This is a genomic window from Streptomyces sp. NPDC107522 (assembly GCF_055657525.1).
Window position 1 is genome coordinate 464,592 of sequence record NZ_JBVKAU010000002.1, and the last position, 22,824, is coordinate 487,415.

The following is a 22,824-nucleotide window of genomic DNA, read 5'->3' on the forward strand; positions in this document are numbered from 1 at the left end:
GCCCCGATTTCGCAATGAATTGATGGAGCGTCAGCTCAGGGACGCGCCGTCAGGTAGCCGCCCATCGTGCGGAAGTAGTCGGTCGCCGCGTACTCCGTGCCGTCGTCGGTGCGCAGCCGCCTGACGAGCAGTCCCGGGTGCCGGCCCGTGTGGGCGTCCGCCCCGGCCACGATCACGACGCCGTCGCCCTCGCGGATGAAGATGCGGCCCGGAGTGCCGCCGTAGTGGCCCTCGGAGACGGCGGCCGACACGATCCTGATCCGCTGCCCGCGACGGAACGTGTACGCGTTGGGATACGGGTCCGACTGCGCGCGTACGAGACGTTCCAGGCGCTCCGCGGGCCAGGTCCAGTCGATACGGCTGTCCTCGAGGGACCGCTTGTGGAAGAAGCTCGCCCGGCTGCGGTCCTGGGGCTGCCAGTGGGCGGCGTCCTTGCCGGAGGCGATGAGGCCGAGCGACTCGCGCACGATGGGGGCGATGAGGTCGACCGTGCGGTGGAACAGGTCCGTCGCCGTGTCGGTCGGCCCGACCTTGACCGAGCGCTGCACCAGGATGTCGCCCGCGTCCAGCTCGGCGTTCATGCGGTGCGCGGTCACGCCGACGCGTTCCTCGCCGTTGATGAGTGCCCAGATGAGGGGGGAGAAGCCGGCGTAGGCGGGCAGCAGCGAGTCGTGGATGTTGAGCGTGCCGTGCGGGGGCAGGTCGAAGAGCTCGGGCGGCAGCCAGGTGCGCCAGTTGTTGGCGACGACGATGTCCGGCCTCGACTCGCGCAGGGTGTCGAGGAGTTCGGGGTCGTCGGGGCGGTTGCGCAGGAGTACGGGGACGTCGTTCTTCTCGGCCAGTTCGGCGACGGAGTCGTCCCAGATCTTCTCGTAGGCGTGGTCGCTCTTGGGGTGGGTGACCACGAGGACGACCTCGTGGCCGGAGTCCAGCAGGGCCTGGAGCGTGCGGTGACCCCAGGTCTGGTAGCCGAACATGGCGACGCGCATGCGGTTCTCCCCTTCGGCAGGCTCCATTGCAAGGTAAGGCTAACCTTATCTAACATGTGGCTGCCTGAGGGAGGCGATGCCACGGTGAAGTCACCGCTCACGGGATCGGACACCACCTACGACGTCCTCGGAATCGGCTTCGGGCCGTCAAATCTCGCCCTGGCCATAGCGATTGACGAACACAACGCGGACCTTCCGGCCGACCGTCGGACCAACGCCCTTTTCCTGGAGCGCCAGTCGCGTTTCGGCTGGCACCGGGGCATGCTCATCGACGACGCCACCATGCAGGTGTCGTTTCTCAAGGACCTTGTGACGCTGCGCAACCCGGCCAGCGACTTCAGCTTCCTGTGCTTCCTGCGCGAGCGCGGCCGGCTGGTCGACTTCCTGAACCAGAAGACGCTCTTCCCGCTCCGCGTCGAGTTCCACGAGTACTTCGAGTGGGCCGCCGAGCGGGTGCGGCACCTGGTGGCGTACGACCACGTCGTGACCGCCGTCGAGCCCGTGCGCGACGGCACGGGCACGGTGACGCACTTCGACGTCGTCTGCCGGGACCCGGAGCGGCCCGGCCGTCATGTCACCCACCGCGCCCGCGACCTCAGCGTGGCGGTCGGCCTGGAACCGCACGTGCCGCCCGGTGTCGAACTCTCCGAACGGGTCTGGCACAACAGCCAGTTACTTCCCCGGGTGAGTGAACTCGCCGCCTCCGGCAGGCCGGTGCGCCGCGCCGTCGTCCTCGGCGCGGGGCAGAGCGCCGCCGAGACCGTCGACTTCCTGCACCGCTCCTTCCCGGAGGCCGAGGTGTGCGCGGTGTTCGCCAAGTACGGCTACACCCCGGCCGACGACAGCCCGTTCGCCAACCGCATCTTCGATCCCGAGGCGGTGGACGTGTACTTCACCGCCCCCTCCGAGGTGAAGCAGTCCCTCTTCGACTACCACCGTTCCACCAACTACTCCGTCGTCGACATGGAGTTGATCGAGTCCCTGTACGCCACCGCGTACCAGGAGAAGGTCATGGGCCGGGAGAGGCTGCGCTTCCTCAACGTCTCCCGCATCCGCGACGTACGGCAGCGCGGCGACGGCCCGCTCGACATCTCGGTGGAGTTCCTGCCGACCGGGGAGCAGCACATCCTCCAGGCCGACGTGCTCGTGCACGCCACCGGCTACCGGCCCCGCGACCTCACCGCGCTGCTGGGCGAGGCGGCGAAGGTGTGCCTGCGGGACGACGGAGACGCGATCCGTGTCTCCCGCGACCACCGGGTGGAGACCGCGCCCGACGTCGCCGCGGGGATCTATCTGCAGGGCGGCACCGAGCACACCCACGGGCTCACCTCCACCCTGCTGTCCACCACCGCGATCCGCGCCGAGGAGATCCACCGCTCCCTGCTGGCTCGCCGCACGGCGTCCGTCTGAGCCGGTCAGACCGCCTCCGCCGCGGACACGGCGGGGTCGAAGACCGCCACCACCCGATCCGTGGACGTCACCGCCCCGCAGGTGTCCGCCACCCATTCGAGCGCGAACTCATGGCTCCCGGCCGACACATCGGCGATGGCGTCCGCGACGACGAAGGGCTCCAGGTCCTTCACCCAGGCGTCGGCGGCCGTCATCAGCACACCGACGCGGGCGAACAACCCGACGACCACCACCTGATCGCGCTTCAGGTCGCGTAACCGGCTCTCCAGCCGGGTCCGGGCGAACGCGCTGTACTTCCGGGCGGTGAGCACCGTGTCCCCGATGTGCGGCATCACCTGCTCGGCGAAGGCCTCGCCTTCCTCGCCGTCCTTGTCGGCCGATGGCCCGGAGAGGCGGCCGGTGGGTGCGGGACCTCGCTCGCCGGCCGGCACCGAGTGGATGACGGGGACGCCCGCCGCGTGGGCGGCGCTCACCAACCTGCCTGTGTTCGCGAGGAGTTCGCCGACCGGGGCGCCCTCGTGGTCCAGCTCCCGCAGGAAACGCCGCTGCAGATTGAGCACCAGGAGCGCCGCCCGGCCGGGGGCGAGGGTCCACTCGGTCCGGTCGTCGGGGAGCATCGCGGGGGTCGGCATGACGTACGGGAAGATCGAGCCAGGCGTCATCTCGGGTTGCCCTTCGGTGAGTCGGGAACCCTAGTTAGGTTAGCCTCACCTAAGTTCGATTGTCTCGCTCGTGCGTCCTGTGAACGCGCCTCATCCCAGGGCGCGGTCCAGATTGAAGGCCGCACTGATCAGCGCGAGATGGGTGAACGCCTGCGGGAAGTTGCCCTGTTGCTCGCCGGTGTGGCTGATCTCCTCGGCGTACAGGCCCAGATGGTTGGCGTATGTCAGCATCTTCTCGAAGGCGAGCCGCGCCTCGTCGATCCGGCCGGCCCGGACCATGGCCTCGACGTACCAGAACGAGCAGATCGAGAACGTGCCCTCGTCGCCGCGCAGCCCGTCGGGGCTGGCCATCGGGTCGTAGCGGTAGACCAGCGAGTCGGACACCAGCTCCTGGGTGAGCGCGTCCAGGGTGGACAGCCACTTGGGGTCGGTCGGGGCGATGAACTTCGACAGCGGCATCATCAGTACGGCCGCGTCGAGCACGTCGCCGTCCTCGTGCTGGACGAAGGCCTGACGCCGCTCGGACCAGCCGCGCTTCATGATCCGCCGGTAGATGGTGTCCCGGCACTCCCGCCAGCGCGGCAGATCGGCGGGCAGACCGCGCCGGTTGGCCATGCGGATGGCCCGCTCGATCGCCACCCAGCACATCAGCCGCGAGTACAGGAAGTTCTTGCGTCCGCCGCGGGTCTCCCAGATGCCCTCGTCGGGCTGGTCCCAGTTCTCGCACACCCAGTCCACCAGCCCGCACACGTCGTCCCACTGGCCGCTGGAGATCGGCTCCGCCCACTTGTCGTAGAGGTAGATGGAGTCGATCAGCGCGCCGTAGATGTCCAGTTGGAGCTGGTCGGCGGCGGCGTTGCCGACACGCACCGGGGCGGAACCGAGGTGGCCCTCCAGGTGGTCGAGTTCGCGCTCGGTCAGATCGGTGCGCCCGTCGATGCCGTACATGATCTGCAGCGGACCGGCGTGACAGCCGTCGCCCCGGCTGACGTACTGGGTCAGGAACTTCATGAACGCCTCGGCCTCGCCTGTGAAGCCGAGCCGCAGCAGCGCGTACACGCAGAAGGCGGCGTCGCGCACCCACACGTACCGGTAGTCCCAGTTGCGCTCGCCGCCGGGCTCCTCGGGCAGGCTCGTCGTCGGTGCGGCCACGATGGCGCCGGTGGGCGCGTAGGTGAGCAGCTTCAGGGTGAGGGCGGAGCGGTGCACCATCTCCCGCCAGCGGCCCCGGTACTTGGAGGCCGACAGCCAGCGCCGCCAGTACGCCACCGTACTGTTGAACTGCTCCTCGGCCTCGATCCGCGCGCACCGGCGCGGGGTCACCTCGCCACCGACCTGGTCCAGCGCGAACACCGCCGACTCGCCCTGGGCGAGCTTGAACTCGGCGCACGTGTCCAGGCCGTCGACCTCCAGCGGCACGGTCGCGGTCAGCCCGAGCGACAGCTTCTCCGACTCGAAGACCGCGACGTCGCCGACCATCCGGACGGTGTGCGGCGCGGCGCCGTAGTCGAAGCGCGGCGCCACGCGCGTGCGGAACGGGATGGACCCGCGCACGCACACCACGCGCCGGATCAGCCGGTGGCGTTCCGCCTCGACCGAGTCGCCGTCGACCGGCATGAAGTCCTGCACCTCGCCGACGCCGTCGTCGGTGAAGAACCGGGTGATCAGGACGTTCGTGTCAGGGAAGTAGAACTGCTTGGTCTTCGCCGGCACCGCGGCCGCCAGCTCGAAGCATCCGCCCCGCTCCGCGTCCAGGATCGCCGCGAAGACGCTCGGCGCGTCGAACGCCGAGCAGCAGTACCAGTCGATCGTGCCGTCCGTCCCGACCAGGGCCACACTGCGCAGGTCGCCGATCAGCCCGTGCTCGGCGATCGGCAGATACCGCGAAGCCGCCGGTCCGCCGTGGTCGATCGGTGTCGTGCTCATCGCAGCCTCCCTGGCCCGCCGCCATGCGCCTCGCACCCAGCCTAGGTCGAATCGGGCGGACGAGTGCCGGGATTGCCGCTCGCGCCGGGATCATGGCTGGGTCGGGACCAGGACTTGGCCCGGATTGGAGCTTGGCCCGCATTGGAGCCTGGCCGGGATCAGGACGTGGCCGGGATCAGGGCTTTGCCGGAACCAGGACTAGGCCGGGATCAGGGCTTGGCCGGTATCGGTGGGCTGAACCGGGCTCGCGGACCGCCGGTCAGACCGCGACGACCGTCAGGCCCGCCTCCTCGAAGCGCCGCACCGTCTCCGGATCGACCGCCGTGTCCGTGACCAGCGTGTCCACCGCGTCGGCCGCGCAGATCCGGGCGAACGCCCGCCGGCCCAGCTTGCTGGAGTCCGCGGCCACGACCACCCGCTCGGCCCGCTCGCACAGCAGCCGGTTGATCGCCGCCTCCGCCTCGTCGTGCGCGGCGGCGCCGTGCGTGACGTCGAAGGCGACGACGCCGAGCACCGCCACGTCGATCGTGATCTGGGCCAGCACCGCGTCCGCGAGCGGTCCGATGAGCTCGTACGACTGCGGGCGCGCGACCCCGCCCGTCGACACGATCTTGAACTGTGGCCGTACGGCCAGCTCATTGGCGATGTTGAGCGCGTTCGTGACGACGGTGAGCGCGGGTGAGCCCGACGCCAGGTCGCTGCGTACGGCCAAGGCGCGCGCCACCTCGGTGGTCGTCGTACCGCCGGTCAGCCCGACCGCCTCGCCGGGCGCGATCAGGTCGGCCACCGCCTTGGCGATGCGCTGCTTCTCGGAGGCGTGCCGGGCCGTCTTGTAGCGCAGCGGCAGTTCGTAGGACACCCCGTGCACGACGGCGCCGCCCCGCGTGCGCACGAGCATCTGCTGCTCCGCGAGCTGGTCGAAGTCGCGCCGGATCGTGGCGGCCGAGACCTCCAGCTCGGCGGCCGCCTGCTCGACGTCCAGCCGGCCCCGCTCGACGAGCAGCTCCAGCAGCGCCTTCCAGCGGGCATCGCGCGACATCCGCCCTCCATTCCTCGATCTCCGGCGACCTTAGCGCACGTTGTTCCGACGGGAATGCTTGATGTTGCTCGAAAAAGCGCGATATCTTGCAGGAACAATCAGGATCGGGGAAGGTGGCGGCATGACACATGTCGAGGACGAGCTGGGAAGCCAGCCCGAGTGCTGGACGCGCGCCGCGGCGGAAGCGACCGGCCTCGGCGGGGTGCTGCCGGCGCCGGGGGAGCGGGTCGCAGTCGTCGGCTGCGGGACGTCGTACTTCATGGGGCAGGCGTTCGCCGCACTGCGCGAGGGATCGGGCCAAGGGGAGACGGACGCCTTCGCCGCGTCGGAGTTCCCGCACGGGCGGGCGTACGACCGGGTCCTCGCCCTCACCCGCTCCGGCACCACCACCGAAGTCCTCGATCTGCTCGGCCGGTTGAAGCGGCGAACGCGCACCACTGCGATCACCGCCGATCCGGACACGCCCGTCATGGCATCCGCGGACGAGGTCGTCGTCCTCGACTACGCCGACGAACGATCCGTCGTGCAGACCCGGTTCGCCACCACCGCGCTCACCCTGCTCCGCGCCCACCTCGGCCTGCACACCGACGCCGCCGTGGCCGACGCCCGCACCGCGCTCGCCACCGACCTGCCCGAAGGGCTCGTGAAGTGCACGCAGTTCACCTTCCTGGGCCGTGGCTGGACCGTGGGGCTGGCCAACGAGGCCGGGCTGAAGATGCGCGAGGCGTCGCTGTCCTGGACCGAGGCCTACCCGGCGATGGAGTACCGGCACGGCCCGATCAGCATCACCACGGGCGGTACCGCCACCTGGATGTTCGGCGAGGCACCCGAGGGGCTGGCCGAACAGGTCCGCGCCACGGGCGGGTTGTGGATCGAGGGCCGCCTCGACCCGCTCGCCGAACTGGTCCGCGCCCAGCGACTCGCGGTCGCCGTCGCCGCGGCCCGCGGCCTCGACCCGGACCGGCCGCGCCACCTCACCCGCTCGGTCATCCTCGCGCCCTAAGGAGAGCTCGTGCCCCTCGTGACCACCGGTGAGCTCGTCACCGGCGCCGTACAGACACGCTCCGCCGTCGCAGCCTTCAACATCATCACCCTGGAGCACGTCGAGGCCGTGATCGCCGGTGCGGAATCCGTGCGCTCACCCGTCGTCCTCCAAGTCAGCGAGAACGCCGTCAAGTTCCGCTACGGACGGCTCCTGCCGCTGGCCCGCGCCGCCGTCGCCGCCGCCGAACGCGCCGCCGTCCCGGTCGCGCTGCACCTCGACCACATCCAGAGCGACAGCCTGCTGCGCCAGGCGCCGGAGGCCGGGTTCAGCTCCGTGATGTACGACGCGGCATGCCTGCCGTATGCCGACAACCTGGCCGCGACGAAGGCGGCCGCCGACTGGGCGCACGCCCAAGGCCTGTGGATCGAGGCCGAGTTGGGGCGCCTCGGCGGCAAGAACGGTGAGCCTCCCCTCGATGCCCACGCCCCGGGCGCCCGCACCGACCCTGCCGAGGCCCACGCCTTCGTCACCGACTCCGGCGTCGATGCCCTCGCCGTCGCCGTCGGCAGCTCCCACGCCATGACCACCCGCACCGCGACCCTCGACCACGACCTCCTCAAACGCCTTGCCGCCACCCTGGACGTCCCCCTCGTCCTGCACGGCTCCTCCGGCGTCCCCGACACCGAACTGACCGCGGCGGTCGCGGGCGGCATCGCCAAGGTCAACGTCGGCACGGCCCTCAACATCGCCATGACGGCCGCCATCCGTGACTTCCTCGCCGCCCATCCCGAGGCGGTCGACTCACGCAAGTACCTGAGCGTGGGGCGGGAGGCGATGGTGCAGGCGGTGGCCCGCATCATCCAGGTGCTGGGATCCCCGTGAGGCCTACCGTTTGACAGCCCTCAGCACCACGAACTTCGGGTCGCTCGCGACCAGTTGACTGTTGCCGAACAGCCGCCGCAGCTTCACGTGGTACCCGAGATGCCGGTTGCCGATCACCCACAGCTCACCGCCCGGCCTCAGCGCGCGCCGCGCACCCGTGAACATCCGCCAGGCCGTCGCGTCGGTCGTCGCCTGGTGGGAGTGGAACGGCGGATTGTTCAGCACGAGGTCGACGCTGCCGGCGGGCACGCCCGCCAGCCCGTCCCCGACGCGGAACTCGGCGTGCCCCGGCACCCCGTTCGCCTTGTACGTGGCCTCCGCCGAGGCAACGGCCGGGAACGACTCGTCGACGAACAGCACCTCGGCCTCCGGGTTCGCCAGCGCCACCGCCGTACCGACGACCCCGTTGCCGCACCCGAGATCCACCACCCGCCGGGCGCCCTGCCCGCCCGGCAGATGCCCCAGGAAGAACCGCGTCCCGATGTCGAGCCGGTCGGCACAGAAGACACCCGCGTGGTTGACCACCGTGCGCCCCGAGACCGCGCCGATGCCGTCAGGGAGCATGTAGGTGTACGGCCACGGGTTCGCGGGCCGCTCCAGGGAGGGGTCGGGCGTGCAGAAGATCAGCCGGGCCTTCTTCTCGGCGAGCGAGGTGCGGGTCGGGCCGAGGATCCGCTCGAACAGCTGGAGCGTCGAGGTGTGGATCTCCTTCACCATGCCCGTGCCGACGACCACCGTGCCCTCGTGCACCGCGGGCGCCAGCCGCAGCAACTGGTCCTCCAACAACGCCAGGCTCTTCGGGACCCGCACGAGCAGGACGTCGATGCGGTCCGGTGGTGGATCCTGCGTGGTGAGCAGCCGGACGGCACCGGGCTCGACGCCGTGCCGGGCGAGGTTGGCCCGGGTGGCCTCCTGGGTCAGGTAGGAGTCGGTGATCTGCACGGGCCGGTGCGCCGCGAGCGCCGTGACGAGGGCGCCCCAGCGGTCACCGACGACCACGACCGTGCCGGACAGCGGGATCTCCTGCCCCGCCAGGTGCCTGAGGAGGTACTCGTCGGAGGCGTCCCAGGCACGCAGCCTGTCACGCGGGTCCTCGGGGAAACGGGTCAGCGCGAGCTCGCCCCAGGGCGTCGTCATAGGGTCGTTCATCGTGCGTCAAGGCTAAGCGACCCCGGGGACGCACCCGCACCTGCCGCCGGCCGAGCCGCAGCTCACAGCCGGTGGGGGAGGATGGGAGGCATGGACGCCGAGCTGTTCCCCCGGGAGCGTACGCAGGTTGCGCCGGGCGCGGTGCACGTGCCCGACTGGCTGGACGCCGAGCGCCAGTGCGAGCTGCTGGAGGCCTGCCGCGCGTGGGCGCGCCCACCGGCCGGCCTGCGCACCGTCCACACGCCCGGCGGCGGCACGATGACCGCCCGGCAGGTCTGCCTGGGATGGCACTGGTACCCGTACGGCTACGCCCGCACCGTCGTCGACGGCGACGGCGCTCCGGTGAAACCGTTCCCCGAGTGGCTGGGCGAACTGGGCCGCCGCGCGGTGCGGGACACGCTGGGCGAGTCGGAGGCGGCGCACTCTAAGGCGTCGTACGACATCGCGCTGATCAACTTCTACGACGCCGACGCCCGCATGGGCATGCACCGCGACAGCGACGAGGAGTCGGACGCGCCGGTGGTGTCCCTGAGCCTCGGCGACACCTGCGTCTTCCGCTTCGGCAACACCGAGACCCGGACCCGGCCGTACACCGACGTCGAGCTGCGCAGCGGCGACCTGTTCGTCTTCGGCGGCCCGTCACGGCTCGCCCACCACGGTGTGCCGAAGGTGCAGCCCGGCACCGCACCGCCTGAGTTGGGTCTGACCGGGCGGTTGAACATCACGCTCAGAGTGAGCGGGCTGTAGGCCGCCACATCTGCGGATCATGGGAGACTCGCCCTCATGAGCGGCAAGGCGGACCCCCGGCCGGCGGGGGAAGGGACCACCTCGAGGACGCGGTTGGACCGGGGGCGCGGTGCGCTCGGGCCCGCGTTGGAGCTCGTGCACACCGGACGCGCCCCCACGCGTGCCGTGCTCACGGCCGAGCTCGGGGTGACCCGGGCCACGGCCGGTGCGGTCGCCGCCGAACTGGAAGCGCTCGGGCTGATCCGGGTCGACGCCCGGCCCGGCGCGGCGGCCGGTTCCCAGGGGCGGCCCTCACACCGGCTGGCGGTCGCCGAGGACGGGCCCGTCGTCCTCGCCGCACAGGTGCACGCCGACGGTTTCCGTGCGGCCCTGGTCGGCCTGGGCGGCCGTATCGTCGCCACCACGCCCGGCTGCGAGATCGTGGACGCGGACCCGGCGAAGGTCCTCGGCTCGGTGGTCGAGGCTGGTGCCGAGCTCCTGCGCACCACGGGCAGACGCTGCGTCGGCGCGGGCCTGGCCGTCCCTTCCGCGGTCGCCGAACCCGACGGCCTGGCGCTCAACCCGCTGCACCTCGCCTGGCCCGTGGGCGCGCCCGTGCGCCGGATCTTCACGGAGTGCGTGCGCGAGGCCGGGATCACCGGACCGGCCTTCACCGGCAACGACGTCAACCTCGCCGCGCTCGCCGAGCACCGGCACGGCGCGGGCCGCGGCGCCCGCGACCTGCTGTGCGTGGCGACCGGGCACCGGGGCGTCGGCGGCGCACTCGTCCTGGACGGCCGCCTGCACACCGGCAGTTCGGGCCTGGCCCTGGAGGTCGGCCACCTCACCGTGAACCCCGAGGGCCGCCCCTGCCACTGCGGCAGCCGCGGCTGCCTCGACGTCGAGGCCGACCCGCTGGCCCTCCTCACGGCGGCCGGCCGCGAGCCGGGACCCGAGGTCTCCCTGCTCCAGCAGGCCAAGGACCTGATCCGCACCCAGTACGACGACCCGGCGGTCCGCACGGCCACCGAGGCCCTCATCGACCGCCTCGGCCTGGGCCTGGCCGGCCTGGTCAACATCCTCAACCCCGACCGCATCATCCTCGGCGGCCTCCACCGCACCCTCCTCGACGCCGACCCCGACCGCCTGCGCGCGGTCGTCGCCGACCGCAGCCTGTGGGGCCAGAGCGGCGGCGTCCCGATCCTCGCCTGCACCCTCGACCACAACAGCCTCGTCGGCGCGGCCGAGTTGGCCTGGCAGCCGGTGCTGGACGATCCGCTGGGGGCGCTGACTTAGGGCCTGTCGTTCGGATCATGCCCGCGTCGCGGGGGCCCTGGCTCCGGCAGGACTCAGGCCTCGTCGGCGGTTTCCAGGATCCGCGTCCGGGGCGCACCGGCCAGCGCCGGCGCGTTCTCGGACGAGGACCACACCCTCGTCCTGAGGAATCCCAGGAACCGCTCGGCGTCGGCCACGTCGTCGAAGTCGAGGTCCACGACGACGTAGGCGGGGTCGTCGACCGGCTGCTGGACGCGGTAGTGGCGTACCCCTGCTTCTGCGCGCTGCGGGGCGAAGCGGTCGAAGGCCGACTTCCAGGTGGCGAAGTCCTTGATCGGATGCTCGATGTGCAGAGTCGGCATTGCTCCTCCTGGGCTGTTCCCGCCGGTCACTCCCGCCGGTCACCTCCATGCTCGGCGGCACGCCGGGCGGGCGCATGCCCGGCGGTAGGCTCGAGCCATGCGGATCTCCGTCTCCTCCGACATGGACGAACCCGTCGCCCGCCTCCTCGTCGCCGAGCTGCGCGAGCGCGGCCACGAGGTGGTCACCCACGGCGCGCTGAGCCCCGGCGACAACCCCCAGTGGGCGCCCTGCTCGGAGGCCGCCGCCCGAGACGTCGCCGCCGGGACAGCGGACCAGGCGGTGGTGTGCTGCTGGACCGGCACGGGCGCGTCCATCGCCGCGAACAAGGTGCCGGGCGTACGGGCCGCCCTGTGCACCGACGCCTACACGGCCAACGGCGCCCGCCGCTGGAACGACGCCAACGTGCTCGCGCTCAGCCTGCGCCTCACCTCCGAGCCGCTGCTCAAGGAGATCCTCGACGCCTGGTTCACGGCCGAGGCGAGCACGGACGCCGAGGACCGGGGAAACGTGGCCCATGTCGGGCGGCTGGACGACAGCAGGGTGTAGCCCTCCTGCCGACGTCCCCCAGGTCTACCCGGATGGCGGCTTACCCCCGTCACGGTGACGGGAACGTTGAGGAGGCCCACGAAGAAAGGCACGATCACATGGCGAAGAACACCGTCGTACGCCACAGCGGCGAGGGAAGGGCATTCTGGATGCTGGACAGCCTCTACGAGGTCAAGGTGTCCGGCGAGGAGGCCGGTGACGCGATGACCGTCATGGAGATGACCATCCCGGAGGGGATGGGTCCCCCGCCCCACATTCATCCCGGAACCGAGACCATCTACGTGCTGGAAGGAACCCTGCGCCTCCACATCGGCGACGAGGTGTTCGACGGAGGCCCCGGATCGCTGTTCCACATCCCCGAGGGGACGATGGAGCGGTTCGAGCCCACCAGCACGGTGCGTCTCGTGGTCACCTACACGCCGGGCGGCCTGGACAAGTTCTTCGCCGAGGCCGGTGAACCGGCCCAGCGCCACGAGCTGCCCCCGAAGTCGGACTCCCCACCGGACGTCGACCGCATCATCGAGATCGCCGCACGGCACGGCGTCGACATGCGGCCCATGCCCGGCAGCTAGGACAACGATCCGCTGGGGGCGGGGGAGTCGGTGGGTACCGGGCGCTCGGCGTACTGGGCCACACCCTCGCCGAAGGACCAGTCGATCGGTTCGTTCTCGGTCAGCGTGACGAACACGTTGCGAGGCTCGGTCCCCGCGTAGGCGTGGGCGAGTTCGGCGATCCGCCGGTACAGCGCCTGCTTCTGCGCGGGGGTCCGCCCGGAGCGCATCGTGATCGCCACGTACACGACGTCGTCGTCCCGGCGGACGCCGAGGTAGCCGTCGTCGTAGCGCAGGGTGCTCCGGCTGCCGTCATGGCCCACCAGCACCTGGAACCGGTCGTCGGCCGGAATCCCGATGGCCTCCACGAGGGCGTCGTGCACGGCACGGCCGAGGGCGTCCAGCCGCTCGGGGTCGGCTCCCAGAGCGTCGATACGGACGAAGGGCATGGGTGGGGACCTCCTTTTCAGGAGCGGCGAGGTCTGGGGACCAGCTCGCCACCGCAGTTGGGGCAGATGTCCCGCATCGCCTCGCTGCACGGCACACAGAAGGTGCACTCGTACGAGCAGATACGGGCGGGCGCGTCGAGCGGCAGTGCCGCCGTCTCGCAGCGCTCACAGCGATCGCGCATCTCCAGTGCCATGTCCTTGCCTTTCGTCGGGTCCGCAGACCATGGCGGTCTGTCACCTCCCATCCTCTGCATGGCCGTCGTGACCGAAAGTGGCCGCCGGGTCGGAGATCAACAGGATCGGGCCAGCCGGTCCCGCTCCGGCGCGGACATGTGCAGTACCTCGAACACATCGCCCTCGGTCTTGGGCGTGTCGTGTTCCCAGAGAGAGAAGTGGACGAGCTCCCAGCGGCTCGTGTCCACGGCTGCCGCCGCGAGCACCGCACCGTCCTCGCCGGCCAGCCGCCGGGTCTCCCGGGCCGCGTCCGCCATGACACCGCTCAACAGCCGGTCGGCCGGAACCGGTTGGCGCCGCCGCACCGCGAACCGCGCGCACGAGCGGGCGGCGCCGCCCTCCTCGTACGCCAGCCCGGACCACTGCCGGACCGACGGCCGTCCGAAGTCGTCGGCGACGCCCTGGAACGGGCCTCCCCAGAGGAAGGAGTTCATGCCCGCCGAGGTGTTCCACAGATAGAACGGCGCGTACTGGTTCACCGGCGATCCGTGCACACCTCGCTCCCGCACCAGATACGTCTTGAAGCCCAGGCCCTGCCACTCGTCGAGCAGATGCCCCTTGCGCGCCACGCGCCGGCGGATGATCTCCATGTCGTAGTCGGCGGGCAGGGTGATCTCGTACTGCATCGCGTGCATCGGGCCGCCTTTCCTGGCGTGGTGGGAGAGCCGCCTTCTCAGCGGGGTGAGAGAAGGGAGAGCAGACCCCGGACGCCCGCATCGAAGGCGGCGGGGGAACCGGACGCGCGGGCGAGGACATAGCCGCCCTGAACGGTCGCGACGATCGTCGCCGCGATGGCCTCCCCGTCGAGCCCGGGCGCGAACCGGCCCTGCTCCTTGCCCTCCTCGACGATCCCGGCAAGCCGTTCCCGCAGCCAGTCCAGCGTCTCGTCGACGGGCGCCCGCAGCTCGTCGCTCGCGATGACGTCCGGGTCCATCGTCAGCCGCCCGACCGGACAGCCGCGCAGCACATCGCGCTCGCGCCGCAGATACGCCTCGATGCGCTCGTACGGCGTCCCCGGACCGTCGAGTACTCCCGCGGCGGTAGCCCGCATCTCCTCGGCGGTCCGCCGGATCGCCGCCAGCGCGAGATCCGGCTTGCCCTTGAAGTGGTGGTACATGCTGCCCTGCCCGGCGCCCGCCCGCTCCAGGATGGCTTTGGGGCTGGTGCCCACGTAGCCGCGCTCCCACAGCAGCTCCCGGGTGGACTCGATCAGTCGGTCCGAGGTGTCCGAGGTGCTCATGCCGTCACTGTACATACTAGTAGTTACAGAAGTCGAGCCCTTCCGGAGCAGCCGCACCAGCCCCGCGTACTCCCCGCGAGGTACGCGCACTGCCGCTGGCCGTACGACGACCCGGACCCTTCCCCGGCGCGACTCTCGAGGCATCACCGAACGACCCACTCTCCGAACCGACTCGGGAGATGACTCGAGATGCAGACGCTGGCACACTTCGCCGACGGCGGCCCCGGCCCGTGGATCCTCTTCTTCCCGCTCGTCTGGGCGGCCGTCGTGATCGGCGGCCTCACGCTGCTGCGCCGCACCGTGTGGCGCGGACGCCGTGGCCCCGGCCGGTCGACCCCCGACGACAACTCACCGATCACCGTGCTCGGCCACCGCTTCGCCTCCGGCGAGATCGACGAGGACGAGTACTGGCGCCGCCTGTCCGTCCTGGACGAGCAGTTCGGCCGTACGGCGGGCAAGGGCGGTGCGGCATGACCACCACCACGACCGCCACCCGTACCGCCGCCCGCGTGGTCGACGCCGTGAAGGTGTACGGCACCGGCGACACCAGCGTGAGGGCCCTGGACGGGGTGAGCGTCGACTTCCCGGCCGGCCGCTTCACCGCGATCATGGGGCCCTCGGGCTCCGGCAAATCCACCCTCATGCACTGCGCGGCAGGCCTCGACACGCTCACCTCGGGCGCCGCCCACATCGGCGACACCGACCTCAGCACGCTCGACGACCGCCGCCTGACCCTCCTGCGACGCGACCGCGTCGGCTTCGTCTTCCAGGCGTTCAACCTGGTGCCGACACTGACCGTGGCCGAGAACATCAGGCTGCCCCTGGACCTGGCGGGCGGCAAGGGCGACCTGGAGTGGATCGACGCGCTGATCGACGTCGTCGGCCTGCGCGACCGCCTCCACCACCGCCCCTCCGAACTCTCCGGCGGCCAGCAGCAACGCGTCGCCGTGGCAAGGGCGTTCGCGGGGCAGCCGGACGTCGTCTTCGCCGACGAACCCACCGGAAACCTCGACTCCCGCTCCGGTGAGGAGGTCCTCGGCCTGCTCGGCCGCACGGTGCGCCAGACGGCCCGCACGGTGGTCATGGTCACCCACGACCCGGTGGCCGCCGCCCACGCCGACGAGGTCGTGTTCCTCGCCGACGGACGCCTGGTGGACCGTATGACCTCCCCGACCGCCGACAAGGTCCTGGACCGCATGAAAGCCTTCGAGGTGCCCTCATGACCGCCATGACCGGCATGACCGCCATGAACGCCTCCGTCCGCCTGAGCGTGTCCTCCCTGCGTGCCCACAAGCGCCGCTTCGCCGGTACGTTCCTGGCGGTCTTCCTCGGCGTCGCCTTCCTGGCCGGCACCCTGGTCATGGGCGACACCCTCCGCGCCGGCTTCGACACCATGTTCGGCAACGCGACCAGCGGCACGGACGCCGTCGTCCGCAGCGCCGACGCCATCACCACGCCCGGCGAGAGCGAGGGCGTCCGCGAACCGGTCGACACGGACCTCGTGAACACGGTCGAGAAGGTCCCCGGCGTCGCGGCCGCCGCGCCCGTCATCCAGGGCGCCGGCCAACTCGTCGGCAAGAACGGCGACCCCATCGGCGGCCAGGGCCCGCCCACCCTCGCCGGCAACTGGATCACCGACCCGGACCTCAACCCGTACCGCCTGGCCGAGGGCCGCGCACCGCAGAAGTCCGGCGAGGTCGTGGTCAACCGTGGTACAGCTGAAAAGGGTCACCTGAAGATCGGCGACACCACAACCCTGCGCACACCCGACCCGGTCAAGGTGACCATCGTCGGCCTCGCGACCTTCGGCGGCGAGGACGGCATGGCCCAGGTGACCTTCACCGGCATGACCCGGGCCGACGCCGAGAAGTACCTCACCGCCCGGCCCGGCGAGGCGACGAGCATCCAGGTACGGGCCGACTCCGGCGTGAGCCAGCAGGAACTGGTCGACAAGCTGACTCCCGCACTCCCCAAGGGCGTTGAGGTCATCACCGGTCAGGAGTCGGCCGAGGAGAACACCGACATGATCGCCAGCCAGTTCCTGACGATCTTCACGACCTTCCTCCTGGTCTTCTCCGGCGTAGCCCTCCTGGTGGCGACCTTCTCCATCCACAACACCTTCGCGATCGTCGTCGCCCAACGCACCCGCGAGAACGCCCTGCTGCGCGCCCTGGGCGCCTCACGCCGCCAGGTCACCGCGTCCACCCTCGTCGAGGCGACCGCCGTGGCCCTCACTGCGTCGGCGGCGGGCCTCGCAGGCGGCATAGGCATCGCGGCCGGCCTCCAGGCACTCTTCCCGGCGATCGGATTCCCGTTCCCCGAGGGCGACTTGGTGGTGAAGACCCTCTCCATGGCCCTGCCTCTCGCGGTCGGCATCGTGGTCTGCCTCGGCTCCGCGCTGCTGCCCGCCGTACGCGCAGGCCGCACCGCACCGCTGGCCGCCCTGCGCGAGACGGCCGTGGACACCTCCGGCGCCTCCCGCCTGCGCGCCGTCACCGGCCTGGGCCTCCTCGCCCTCGCGATCGGCGTGACGCTCACCGGCGTCCTGGTGTCCCCGTCCCTCTGGCTGGCGGGCACCGGCGCCGTCTTCGCCCTGGCAGCCTTCGTGGTCCTCGGCCCGGTCGCGTCGAACACGGCCGTACGCACCCTCGGAATCCCCCTCGACCGGCTGCGCGGCGTCACCGGCGGCCTCGCCCGGCGCAACGCCCTGCGCAGCCCGAAGCGGACGGCCGCCACCGCGAGCGCCCTGATGATCGGCGTGGCGGTCGTCTCCCTCTTCACGGTGTTCGGCGCCTCGCTGAGGGCGACGATGGACCAGACGGTGTCCTGCTCGTTCGCCGGCGATGTCGCCGTGAGCACACCGTCCTTCGGTGCGGGCGGCAGCGGCCTGAGCCCCCGCCTCGCCGAAGCCGTACAACGACTGCCCGAGGTGGACACGGCGGTCGGACTCGGCCGAGGCGTCGCCGAAGTCGACGGCAAGGGACGGGCCCTGACGGTCACGGACCCGGTCGCCCTGGAACGCACCTTCGACCTGGGCGAGATCCGCGGCTCCCTGAACGACCTCGGAACCGACGGCATAGCCATCACCGAGAAGGAAGCCGACAAACAGCACCTCACCACCGGCGACAAGACCCGCCTCACCTTCACCGACGGCCAGAAGCAGACCTTCACGGTCCGAGCGGTCTACGGCCAGTCCGAACTCGCCGGCGACTACGTCATCACCCGCGCCGCCTGGGCCCCGCACCGCGCCCAGGACGCCGACACCCTGCTCGCGGTCTCCTTCAAGGACGGCGTGAGCACGGACGCGGGCAAGGCGGCGGTGGAGAAGATCACGGCCCAGTACGGCAACCCGGAAGTCCAGACCCGGGACGAGTACGCGCAGTCCTCGGCCGGCGGCATCGACATGATGCTCACCCTCGTCTACGCCCTGCTCGCCCTCGCGGTACTCATCGCACTCCTCGGCATCGCCAACACCCTCACCCTGGCCATCCACGAACGCACCCGCGAACTGGGCCTCCTGCGAGCCGTGGGCCAGACGCGCTCCCAGCTCCGCGCGATGGTCCGCTGGGAGTCGGTCCTGGTCGCCGCCTTCGGCACGGTGGGCGGCCTCACCCTGGGCGCCTTCCTGGGCTGGGTACTGGTGAAGGCCTCCGACGGCGCAAGCGACAGCGCCTTCGCCTTCGCGATACCACCCCTGCAACTCACGGTGGTGGCCCTGGTAGGCCTGACAGCAGGAGCCCTGGCGGGCCTACGCCCGGCCCGCCGTGCAGCACGCCTGGACGTACTGAGGGCCATCGCCACGGAGTGACCCTCGCCGCTGCCCGGACCCCTGTCGGCCAACGGCCCACCGACGGCCAACAGGGCCAACGGCAAGTGCCCACCAACCCGAACCGGCCCAACGACACCGGCCGTGAGGGAGCCGAAGGGGCGCGCCGGTGTCGAGAGGGCGAACGCGCGGAGGCGCGAAGCGCCGAGCACGATCGCCCTCTCGACACCGGCATGTGGCGCCCCGTAGGCGACCGAACCATTCAAAGGGTGAGGGCGCTTGGAGCCACTGCCGGACCGATTCAAGGACCGAGGGTGCTTGGAGCGACCGCCGGACCGATTCAAGGACCGAGGGTGCTTGGAGCGACCGCCGGACCGATTCAAAGATCGAGGGTGCTTGGAGTGACCGCCAGACCGATTCAAAGATCGAGGGTGCTTGGAGCGACCGCCAGACCGATTCAAAGGGTGAGGGCGCCTGGAGCCACCGCCGGACCGATTCAAAGACCGAGGGCGCCCAAAGCCACCGCCGGAACGAAAGACCGAGCTCGTCCAACCACCACCCCCTCACCGCCCGATCAGCCGACAACGGCCGACCGGGCGGGAGCATGTTCCGGCCTGCGCAGATCAACCCGCGCCCCGACCTCCGCGACCGCGAACTGCCGCACGGGCTTCTCCACGTCCGCGCCCGTCCGCTGCGGCGGCTGCGAGGCCCCGGCCCGTGCCGCGGCAACGGGCGTCGGCAGGGTGAACCACACGACCTTGCCGGAGTCGCCGTCCGGCCGCACGCCCCAGCTCTCGCTGACGGCGGCCACCATCGCCAGCCCGCGCCCACACGTGGCGAGCGAGTCGGCGTCCTTGGCGTCGGCCACGACCGGCAGTCGCGGGTCGTGGTCGCGCACCGAGACCATGAGCCGGTCGAGCAGCAGCTCGATCTCGACGGTGCACGTCTTGTCCGGCTGAGCGTGCTGGTGGACGTTGGTCAGCAGCTCGGTCAGACCGAGCGCGGCGCGGTCTATCAAGGGGTCCAGATGCCAGTAGCGCAACTGCGCTGAAAGGATTCTGCGGACCTGGCCGATCCGCGACGGCAGGGCTTGGAGCTCCACCGTGCAGTGCCTGCTTGGGTAACTGATCACGGCTGCGACTCCCCGACTGAAGAGGTCCGGAAGAACACGGAGTACGGATCCAGCAGGGTGCTTGAAGGAAACGGCCGCCTGCTGTCGTGGCCGGCGGGCTGGTTCGCAGCGTTATCGCCGGTAAACCCAGAGTGACGTGAGACCAGCGTGACGCAAGGGACGCGGTATCGCAACTCCCCGTGACTCAGCCCTTACGCCCCGCAGCCTTCCGTACGGCCTCGATGAACCGGCGCGCCGCAGGAGGACCCGGCTCTCCCGGAGCCGGGTCATGGTCGCCCAGCGTCAGTGAGTACCGCTTGCCGTTGAGGTCGGCGAGCGCCTTGTCGTCCGGGGCGAACCAGGGCTTGGACGCTCGCACCGCCTGCACCGGCGCGCTGTCTATCTCGCTGCCGTAACTGGTGAGCAGCTGCACCCTGCCGTCGCTGATGCGCACCTGCCCGGCCCGGGTCAGCGAGCGCAGCCGCTTCCCGATCCGCACGCCCGTGGCCCTGAACTCCGGCTCCGCCATGCCCCGCCCCCTTGTGCGCCTCGGTGTGCCGGCTCCTTCTGCGTCGGTGCGGCCGGCCCTGGTCGTGATCCAGTGTGCCCCCGTTCGGGATCGTCGTCCCGTCCGGAGCAGTGTGCCCGCGTCCCGCAGTAAGCACCAGTACGCCCGTCATGGCTGACCGGGGGCGCTCGGAGCACTCGCGTGAATGCGCCCCCACGGGCCGCGTGAGACCAACGGCCCAGGGATGCCTTTGAGGCTCTCAAAGGTGTGTTTATGCAGGTGAGAAGCGTGCGGAAGATGTTTATGCTCGAAGCGACGGCCGCGCGAGTCGCCGCTGCCGCACAGCACGAGGAGCAGCGCCGTGAGCACCATCCAGCAGACCCCGTCCGGCGTGACCCTCGACGTCGACCACAGCGACGCCGCCTATCGCGCCTGGCTGAAAGAAGCCGTGCGCAAGGTCCAGGCCGACGCGAACCGCTCGGCCGACACGCACCTGCTGCGTTTCCCGCTGCCGGAGCACTGGGGCATCGACCTGTACCTCAAGGACGAGTCCACGCACCCGACCGGCAGCCTCAAGCACCGGCTCGCCCGCTCGCTCTTCCTCTACGGCCTGTGCAATGGCTGGATCCGGCCGGGCCGCCCGGTGATCGAGGCGTCCAGCGGCTCGACGGCCGTGTCCGAGGCGTACTTCGCGAAGCTGATCGGCGTGCCCTTCATCGCGGTCATGCCGCGCACGACGAGTGCCGAGAAGTGCCGCCTGATCGAGTTCCACGGCGGGCAGTGCCACTTCGTGGACGACTCGCGCAAGATGTACGAGGAGTCCGCCCGCCTCGCGGTGGAGACCGGCGGCCACTACATGGACCAGTTCACCTACGCCGAACGGGCCACGGACTGGCGCGGCAACAACAACATCGCCGAATCGATCTTCCGTCAGCTCCGCCTGGAGCGGTTCCCGGAGCCCACGTGGATCGTCGCCACGGCCGGCACCGGCGGCACCTCCGCGACCATCGCGCGCTACGTCCACTACATGCAGCACGACACCCGCATCTGTGTCGCCGATCCGGAGAACTCGTGCTTCTTCGAGGGCTGGACCACCGGCGATCCGGACGTCACCTGTGACTGCGGCTCCCGCATCGAGGGCATCGGCCGGCCGCGCATGGAGCCGAGCTTCGTGCCGGGCGCCGTCGACCGGATGATGAAGGTGCCGGACGCGGCGAGCGTGGCCGCCGTGCGGGCCCTGGAGCAGGCCATCGGGCGCAAGGCGGGCGGCTCGACGGGCACCGGTCTGTGGAGCGCGCTGAAGATCGTCGCCGAGATGGTGGCCGAGGGACGGCGGGGGAGCGTGGTGACGCTGCTGTGCGACCCGGGGGACCGCTACCTCGACAAGTACTACTCGGACGCGTGGCTGGCGGAGCAGGGCCTGGACATCGCACCGTACTCGGCGGCCATCGAGCAGCTGCTGGCGACGGGTGTGTGGCCGGAGTGACCTGCGAGCCTCAGCGCGCCCGCGCCGCCAGTCGTCGGTCCAGTGAGGTCACCGCGTCCCGGAACGCCCGGCCGAGGCCGGCTCGGGCGAGGCCGAGGGAGAACCGGAAGGGTGCCGTGCCGTCCGCGGCGAACGTCCACTGCACGCGCGTGCCCGTGCCCGCCGGGGCGAGCCGCCACTCCTCGACCAGCGCCCGCGCTCCCGGCGCGTTGGTGACGTCGACGCGGTAGGCGTACACATCGGGGCTCTTCGCCGCGAGGATCGTCTCCTCGAAGCGCGTACCGCCTCTGAGCCGGATCTCACGCCGGGCCCCGTCGTCCAGCGGCCGGGCCAGTGTCACCGCCGAGAACCACTCCGCCCAGCCCGGCACGTCCTCGGCCAGTGCGCGGAAGACCGGCTCCGGGGGAGCGGAGATCTCCCGCGCGAAGACATGCCGTACGGGCGCGCTCGCGACGAAGTCGAGCCCCACCTCACGCAGCAGGTGAGCCATGGACGAAACCCCCTATGCCGACGCCGCACCGGGCAGCGTCACCATAGCTGGCGCTCCGTCAGATGTCTGCACCGTCAGATGACTGCACCGTCCGGCCGCGCCGGACTCGGACGACTGCCCCGACGTCGGCGCCGGCCTCAGATGTCCTCGTCCTCGTCGGTTTCGCCAGCCACCACCAGCCTGAGGTGCTCGGAGATCTCCGAGCGCGCATCCGTCGGCAGCCCGGCGTCCGTGACCAGCGTGTCGACCTGCTCCAGCGCCGCGAACGAACTCAGCCCCACCACACCCCACTTGGTGTGGTCGGCGACCACGACGACCCGGCGCGCCGACTGCACCAGGCGCCGGTTGGTCTCGGCCTCCGCGAGGTTCGGCGTGGACAGGCCGGCCTCGACCGATATCCCGTGCACCCCGAGGAACAGCACGTCGAAGTGGAGCGTACCGATCGCCTGGTCGGCGACCGGGCCCACCAGCGAGTCGGACGGGGTGCGCACGCCACCGGTCAGCACGACCGTGGCCGCGCCCTGCCGCGGGCCCGTCGTGCGCGCCGCGGCGTGGAAGACGTCGGCGACCCGCACCGAGTTCGTGACGACAGTCAGGTCCGGCACGTCGACCAGCTGGTGCGCCAGCGCGAACGTCGTGGTCCCGCCCGACAGCGCGATCGCGGAACCGGGCGCGACCAGCTCGGCCGCGGCCCGCGCGATGTCCTCCTTGGCCGTCAGCTCCAGACCCGACTTGGCCTCGAAGCCCGGCTCGTGCGTGCTCGCCTCGACCACCGGGACCGCGCCACCGTGCACCTTCTCCAGCACGCCCTGCCGGGCGAGCGCGTCCAGATCGCGGCGCACCGTCATGTCCGACACGCCGAGCTTGCGGGTCAGCTCGTTGACGCGAACCCCGCCTCGGCGCCGTACCTCGTCCAGGATCAGGGCGCGCCGCTGCTCCGCGAGGAGGTTCTGATTCTCACTCACGTACGCTCCGGTCCTTTCGTTGCCTCAAGCCGTCCGACACGCCCTGTCGCACCTGCTCCCACGAGGACATTC

General features: G+C 71.0%; 25 protein-coding genes. 11 read left to right on the forward strand and 14 right to left on the reverse strand.

From position 1 onward, the window contains the following. Positions 1 to 35: 35 nt before the first annotated feature. Positions 36 to 989: a methionyl-tRNA formyltransferase gene (locus ACZ7L6_RS07385; RefSeq protein ID WP_471921017.1), complete on the reverse strand. Its 954-nt coding sequence runs from the start codon at positions 987 to 989 to the stop codon at positions 36 to 38. 84 nt (positions 990 to 1,073) lie between these two features. Here ACZ7L6_RS07385 and ACZ7L6_RS07390 point away from each other — a divergent pair, with 84 nt between their 5' ends. Further along, positions 1,074 to 2,399: a lysine N(6)-hydroxylase/L-ornithine N(5)-oxygenase family protein gene (locus ACZ7L6_RS07390; protein ID WP_471921018.1), complete on the forward strand. Its 1,326-nt coding sequence runs from the start codon at positions 1,074 to 1,076 to the stop codon at positions 2,397 to 2,399. A gap of 5 nt (positions 2,400 to 2,404) precedes the next feature. Here the strand turns inward: ACZ7L6_RS07390 and ACZ7L6_RS07395 are convergent, their stop codons facing one another. The 3 genes from ACZ7L6_RS07395 to ACZ7L6_RS07405 all read right to left on the reverse strand — a co-directional run bounded on the left by ACZ7L6_RS07395 (position 2,405) and on the right by ACZ7L6_RS07405 (position 6,026). Further along, the gene (locus ACZ7L6_RS07395; protein WP_471921019.1) at positions 2,405 to 3,061 is read right to left on the reverse strand and encodes an isochorismatase family protein; all 657 of its coding nucleotides are present in this window, start codon (positions 3,059 to 3,061) and stop codon (positions 2,405 to 2,407) included. A 90-nt stretch (positions 3,062 to 3,151) separates the two neighbouring features. Beyond that, entirely contained in the window at positions 3,152 to 4,987 is a 1,836-nt protein-coding gene (locus ACZ7L6_RS07400; RefSeq protein ID WP_471921020.1) for a glycoside hydrolase family 15 protein, read from the reverse strand. A gap of 259 nt (positions 4,988 to 5,246) precedes the next feature. Then, positions 5,247 to 6,026: a DeoR/GlpR family DNA-binding transcription regulator gene (locus ACZ7L6_RS07405; protein WP_471921021.1), complete on the reverse strand. Its 780-nt coding sequence runs from the start codon at positions 6,024 to 6,026 to the stop codon at positions 5,247 to 5,249. Positions 6,027 to 6,147: 121 nt separating this feature from the next. Here ACZ7L6_RS07405 and ACZ7L6_RS07410 point away from each other — a divergent pair, with 121 nt between their 5' ends. Continuing rightward, on the forward strand, positions 6,148 to 7,029 hold the full coding sequence (locus ACZ7L6_RS07410; RefSeq protein WP_471921022.1) for an SIS domain-containing protein: 882 nt from the start codon (positions 6,148 to 6,150) through the stop codon (positions 7,027 to 7,029). Between the two features lie 9 nt (positions 7,030 to 7,038). Next, complete coding sequence (locus ACZ7L6_RS07415; protein WP_471921023.1) at positions 7,039 to 7,893, forward strand: class II fructose-bisphosphate aldolase; 855 nt, start codon at positions 7,039 to 7,041, stop codon at positions 7,891 to 7,893. Positions 7,894 to 7,896: 3 nt separating this feature from the next. On the opposite strand, the gene ACZ7L6_RS07420 is transcribed toward ACZ7L6_RS07415, so the two are convergent. Beyond that, positions 7,897 to 9,030 carry a methyltransferase gene (locus tag ACZ7L6_RS07420; RefSeq protein WP_471921024.1) on the reverse strand — a complete coding sequence of 378 codons (1,134 nt, stop codon included), beginning with the start codon at positions 9,028 to 9,030 and terminating at the stop codon, positions 7,897 to 7,899. A gap of 102 nt (positions 9,031 to 9,132) precedes the next feature. Between ACZ7L6_RS07420 and ACZ7L6_RS07425 the strand changes: the two genes are divergently transcribed. Beyond that, the gene (locus tag ACZ7L6_RS07425; RefSeq protein WP_471921025.1) at positions 9,133 to 9,789 is read left to right on the forward strand and encodes an alpha-ketoglutarate-dependent dioxygenase AlkB family protein; all 657 of its coding nucleotides are present in this window, start codon (positions 9,133 to 9,135) and stop codon (positions 9,787 to 9,789) included. Positions 9,790 to 9,825: 36 nt separating this feature from the next. Next, positions 9,826 to 11,064, forward strand: a complete 1,239-nt coding sequence (locus tag ACZ7L6_RS07430; RefSeq protein ID WP_471921026.1) for an ROK family protein — start codon at positions 9,826 to 9,828, stop codon at positions 11,062 to 11,064. Positions 11,065 to 11,117: 53 nt separating this feature from the next. Here ACZ7L6_RS07430 and ACZ7L6_RS07435 read toward each other — a convergent pair whose 3' ends face one another. Further along, on the reverse strand, positions 11,118 to 11,405 hold the full coding sequence (locus ACZ7L6_RS07435; RefSeq protein ID WP_471921027.1) for a hypothetical protein: 288 nt from the start codon (positions 11,403 to 11,405) through the stop codon (positions 11,118 to 11,120). Positions 11,406 to 11,502: 97 nt separating this feature from the next. Here ACZ7L6_RS07435 and ACZ7L6_RS07440 point away from each other — a divergent pair, with 97 nt between their 5' ends. After that, a complete protein-coding gene (locus tag ACZ7L6_RS07440) occupies positions 11,503 to 11,952 on the forward strand; it encodes an RpiB/LacA/LacB family sugar-phosphate isomerase (RefSeq protein ID WP_471921028.1) in 450 nt (149 codons plus the stop codon). A gap of 98 nt (positions 11,953 to 12,050) precedes the next feature. Then, entirely contained in the window at positions 12,051 to 12,524 is a 474-nt protein-coding gene (locus ACZ7L6_RS07445; RefSeq protein ID WP_471921029.1) for a cupin domain-containing protein, read from the forward strand. On the opposite strand, the gene ACZ7L6_RS07450 is transcribed toward ACZ7L6_RS07445, so the two are convergent. The 4 genes from ACZ7L6_RS07450 to ACZ7L6_RS07465 all read right to left on the reverse strand — a co-directional run bounded on the left by ACZ7L6_RS07450 (position 12,521) and on the right by ACZ7L6_RS07465 (position 14,441). Continuing rightward, a complete protein-coding gene (locus ACZ7L6_RS07450) occupies positions 12,521 to 12,952 on the reverse strand; it encodes a tautomerase family protein (RefSeq protein WP_471921030.1) in 432 nt (143 codons plus the stop codon). The genes ACZ7L6_RS07445 and ACZ7L6_RS07450 overlap by 4 nt on opposite strands. 17 nt (positions 12,953 to 12,969) lie before the next feature. Continuing rightward, a complete protein-coding gene (locus ACZ7L6_RS07455) occupies positions 12,970 to 13,146 on the reverse strand; it encodes a DUF1272 domain-containing protein (RefSeq protein WP_274236736.1) in 177 nt (58 codons plus the stop codon). Between the two features lie 96 nt (positions 13,147 to 13,242). Further along, positions 13,243 to 13,821: a DUF4865 family protein gene (locus ACZ7L6_RS07460; RefSeq protein ID WP_471921031.1), complete on the reverse strand. Its 579-nt coding sequence runs from the start codon at positions 13,819 to 13,821 to the stop codon at positions 13,243 to 13,245. A 38-nt stretch (positions 13,822 to 13,859) separates the two neighbouring features. Continuing rightward, the gene (locus ACZ7L6_RS07465; protein ID WP_471921032.1) at positions 13,860 to 14,441 is read right to left on the reverse strand and encodes a TetR/AcrR family transcriptional regulator; all 582 of its coding nucleotides are present in this window, start codon (positions 14,439 to 14,441) and stop codon (positions 13,860 to 13,862) included. Positions 14,442 to 14,615: 174 nt separating this feature from the next. Here ACZ7L6_RS07465 and ACZ7L6_RS07470 point away from each other — a divergent pair, with 174 nt between their 5' ends. The 3 genes from ACZ7L6_RS07470 to ACZ7L6_RS07480 are packed head-to-tail and all read left to right on the forward strand — an operon-like array spanning position 14,616 to position 18,234. Then, positions 14,616 to 14,900: an SHOCT domain-containing protein gene (locus ACZ7L6_RS07470; RefSeq protein ID WP_471921033.1), complete on the forward strand. Its 285-nt coding sequence runs from the start codon at positions 14,616 to 14,618 to the stop codon at positions 14,898 to 14,900. Next, entirely contained in the window at positions 14,897 to 15,649 is a 753-nt protein-coding gene (locus ACZ7L6_RS07475; protein WP_471921034.1) for an ABC transporter ATP-binding protein, read from the forward strand. Before ACZ7L6_RS07470 ends, ACZ7L6_RS07475 begins: the two co-directional genes overlap by 4 nt. Positions 15,650 to 15,672: 23 nt before the next feature. Next, positions 15,673 to 18,234, forward strand: coding sequence for an ABC transporter permease (locus ACZ7L6_RS07480; protein ID WP_471921790.1), 2,562 nt, complete (start codon positions 15,673 to 15,675; stop codon positions 18,232 to 18,234). Between the two features lie 532 nt (positions 18,235 to 18,766). On the opposite strand, the gene ACZ7L6_RS07485 is transcribed toward ACZ7L6_RS07480, so the two are convergent. Both ACZ7L6_RS07485 and ACZ7L6_RS07490 read right to left on the reverse strand, forming a co-directional pair. Then, positions 18,767 to 19,324, reverse strand: coding sequence for an ATP-binding protein (locus ACZ7L6_RS07485; RefSeq protein ID WP_471921035.1), 558 nt, complete (start codon positions 19,322 to 19,324; stop codon positions 18,767 to 18,769). A gap of 184 nt (positions 19,325 to 19,508) precedes the next feature. Continuing rightward, positions 19,509 to 19,832 carry a hypothetical protein gene (locus tag ACZ7L6_RS07490; RefSeq protein WP_471921036.1) on the reverse strand — a complete coding sequence of 108 codons (324 nt, stop codon included), beginning with the start codon at positions 19,830 to 19,832 and terminating at the stop codon, positions 19,509 to 19,511. A 340-nt stretch (positions 19,833 to 20,172) separates the two neighbouring features. On the opposite strand from ACZ7L6_RS07490, the gene cds1 reads away from it, so the two are divergent. Next, on the forward strand, positions 20,173 to 21,297 hold the full coding sequence (gene cds1, locus ACZ7L6_RS07495; RefSeq protein ID WP_471921037.1) for an L-cysteine desulfhydrase Cds1: 1,125 nt from the start codon (positions 20,173 to 20,175) through the stop codon (positions 21,295 to 21,297). 10 nt (positions 21,298 to 21,307) lie between these two features. On the opposite strand, the gene ACZ7L6_RS07500 is transcribed toward cds1, so the two are convergent. Then, positions 21,308 to 21,787 carry an SRPBCC family protein gene (locus tag ACZ7L6_RS07500; protein ID WP_471921038.1) on the reverse strand — a complete coding sequence of 160 codons (480 nt, stop codon included), beginning with the start codon at positions 21,785 to 21,787 and terminating at the stop codon, positions 21,308 to 21,310. A 137-nt stretch (positions 21,788 to 21,924) separates the two neighbouring features. Next, the gene (locus ACZ7L6_RS07505; RefSeq protein WP_471921039.1) at positions 21,925 to 22,752 is read right to left on the reverse strand and encodes a DeoR/GlpR family DNA-binding transcription regulator; all 828 of its coding nucleotides are present in this window, start codon (positions 22,750 to 22,752) and stop codon (positions 21,925 to 21,927) included. Between the last annotated feature and the right edge of the window lie 72 nt (positions 22,753 to 22,824).

What these genes read in the sequence shown, in the direction of transcription:
- ACZ7L6_RS07385 (WP_471921017.1), bottom strand. Translation starts at nt 989, where the DNA reads ATGCGCGTCGCCATGTTCGGCTACCAGACCTGGGGTCACCGCACGCTC.
- ACZ7L6_RS07395 (WP_471921019.1), bottom strand. Translation starts at nt 3,061, where the DNA reads ATGACGCCTGGCTCGATCTTCCCGTACGTCATGCCGACCCCCGCGATG.
- ACZ7L6_RS07400 (WP_471921020.1), bottom strand. Translation starts at nt 4,987, where the DNA reads ATGAGCACGACACCGATCGACCACGGCGGACCGGCGGCTTCGCGGTAT.
- ACZ7L6_RS07405 (WP_471921021.1), bottom strand. Translation starts at nt 6,026, where the DNA reads ATGTCGCGCGATGCCCGCTGGAAGGCGCTGCTGGAGCTGCTCGTCGAG.
- ACZ7L6_RS07410 (WP_471921022.1), top strand. Translation starts at nt 6,148, where the DNA reads ATGACACATGTCGAGGACGAGCTGGGAAGCCAGCCCGAGTGCTGGACG.
- ACZ7L6_RS07420 (WP_471921024.1), bottom strand. Translation starts at nt 9,030, where the DNA reads ATGACGACGCCCTGGGGCGAGCTCGCGCTGACCCGTTTCCCCGAGGAC.
- ACZ7L6_RS07425 (WP_471921025.1), top strand. Translation starts at nt 9,133, where the DNA reads ATGGACGCCGAGCTGTTCCCCCGGGAGCGTACGCAGGTTGCGCCGGGC.
- ACZ7L6_RS07430 (WP_471921026.1), top strand. Translation starts at nt 9,826, where the DNA reads ATGAGCGGCAAGGCGGACCCCCGGCCGGCGGGGGAAGGGACCACCTCG.
- ACZ7L6_RS07435 (WP_471921027.1), bottom strand. Translation starts at nt 11,405, where the DNA reads ATGCCGACTCTGCACATCGAGCATCCGATCAAGGACTTCGCCACCTGG.
- ACZ7L6_RS07440 (WP_471921028.1), top strand. Translation starts at nt 11,503, where the DNA reads ATGCGGATCTCCGTCTCCTCCGACATGGACGAACCCGTCGCCCGCCTC.
- ACZ7L6_RS07445 (WP_471921029.1), top strand. Translation starts at nt 12,051, where the DNA reads ATGGCGAAGAACACCGTCGTACGCCACAGCGGCGAGGGAAGGGCATTC.
- ACZ7L6_RS07450 (WP_471921030.1), bottom strand. Translation starts at nt 12,952, where the DNA reads ATGCCCTTCGTCCGTATCGACGCTCTGGGAGCCGACCCCGAGCGGCTG.
- ACZ7L6_RS07455 (WP_274236736.1), bottom strand. Translation starts at nt 13,146, where the DNA reads ATGGCACTGGAGATGCGCGATCGCTGTGAGCGCTGCGAGACGGCGGCA.
- ACZ7L6_RS07460 (WP_471921031.1), bottom strand. Translation starts at nt 13,821, where the DNA reads ATGCACGCGATGCAGTACGAGATCACCCTGCCCGCCGACTACGACATG.
- ACZ7L6_RS07465 (WP_471921032.1), bottom strand. Translation starts at nt 14,441, where the DNA reads ATGTACAGTGACGGCATGAGCACCTCGGACACCTCGGACCGACTGATC.
- ACZ7L6_RS07470 (WP_471921033.1), top strand. Translation starts at nt 14,616, where the DNA reads ATGCAGACGCTGGCACACTTCGCCGACGGCGGCCCCGGCCCGTGGATC.
- ACZ7L6_RS07475 (WP_471921034.1), top strand. Translation starts at nt 14,897, where the DNA reads ATGACCACCACCACGACCGCCACCCGTACCGCCGCCCGCGTGGTCGAC.
- ACZ7L6_RS07480 (WP_471921790.1), top strand. Translation starts at nt 15,673, where the DNA reads ATGAACGCCTCCGTCCGCCTGAGCGTGTCCTCCCTGCGTGCCCACAAG.
- ACZ7L6_RS07490 (WP_471921036.1), bottom strand. Translation starts at nt 19,832, where the DNA reads ATGGCGGAGCCGGAGTTCAGGGCCACGGGCGTGCGGATCGGGAAGCGG.
- ACZ7L6_RS07500 (WP_471921038.1), bottom strand. Translation starts at nt 21,787, where the DNA reads ATGGCTCACCTGCTGCGTGAGGTGGGGCTCGACTTCGTCGCGAGCGCG.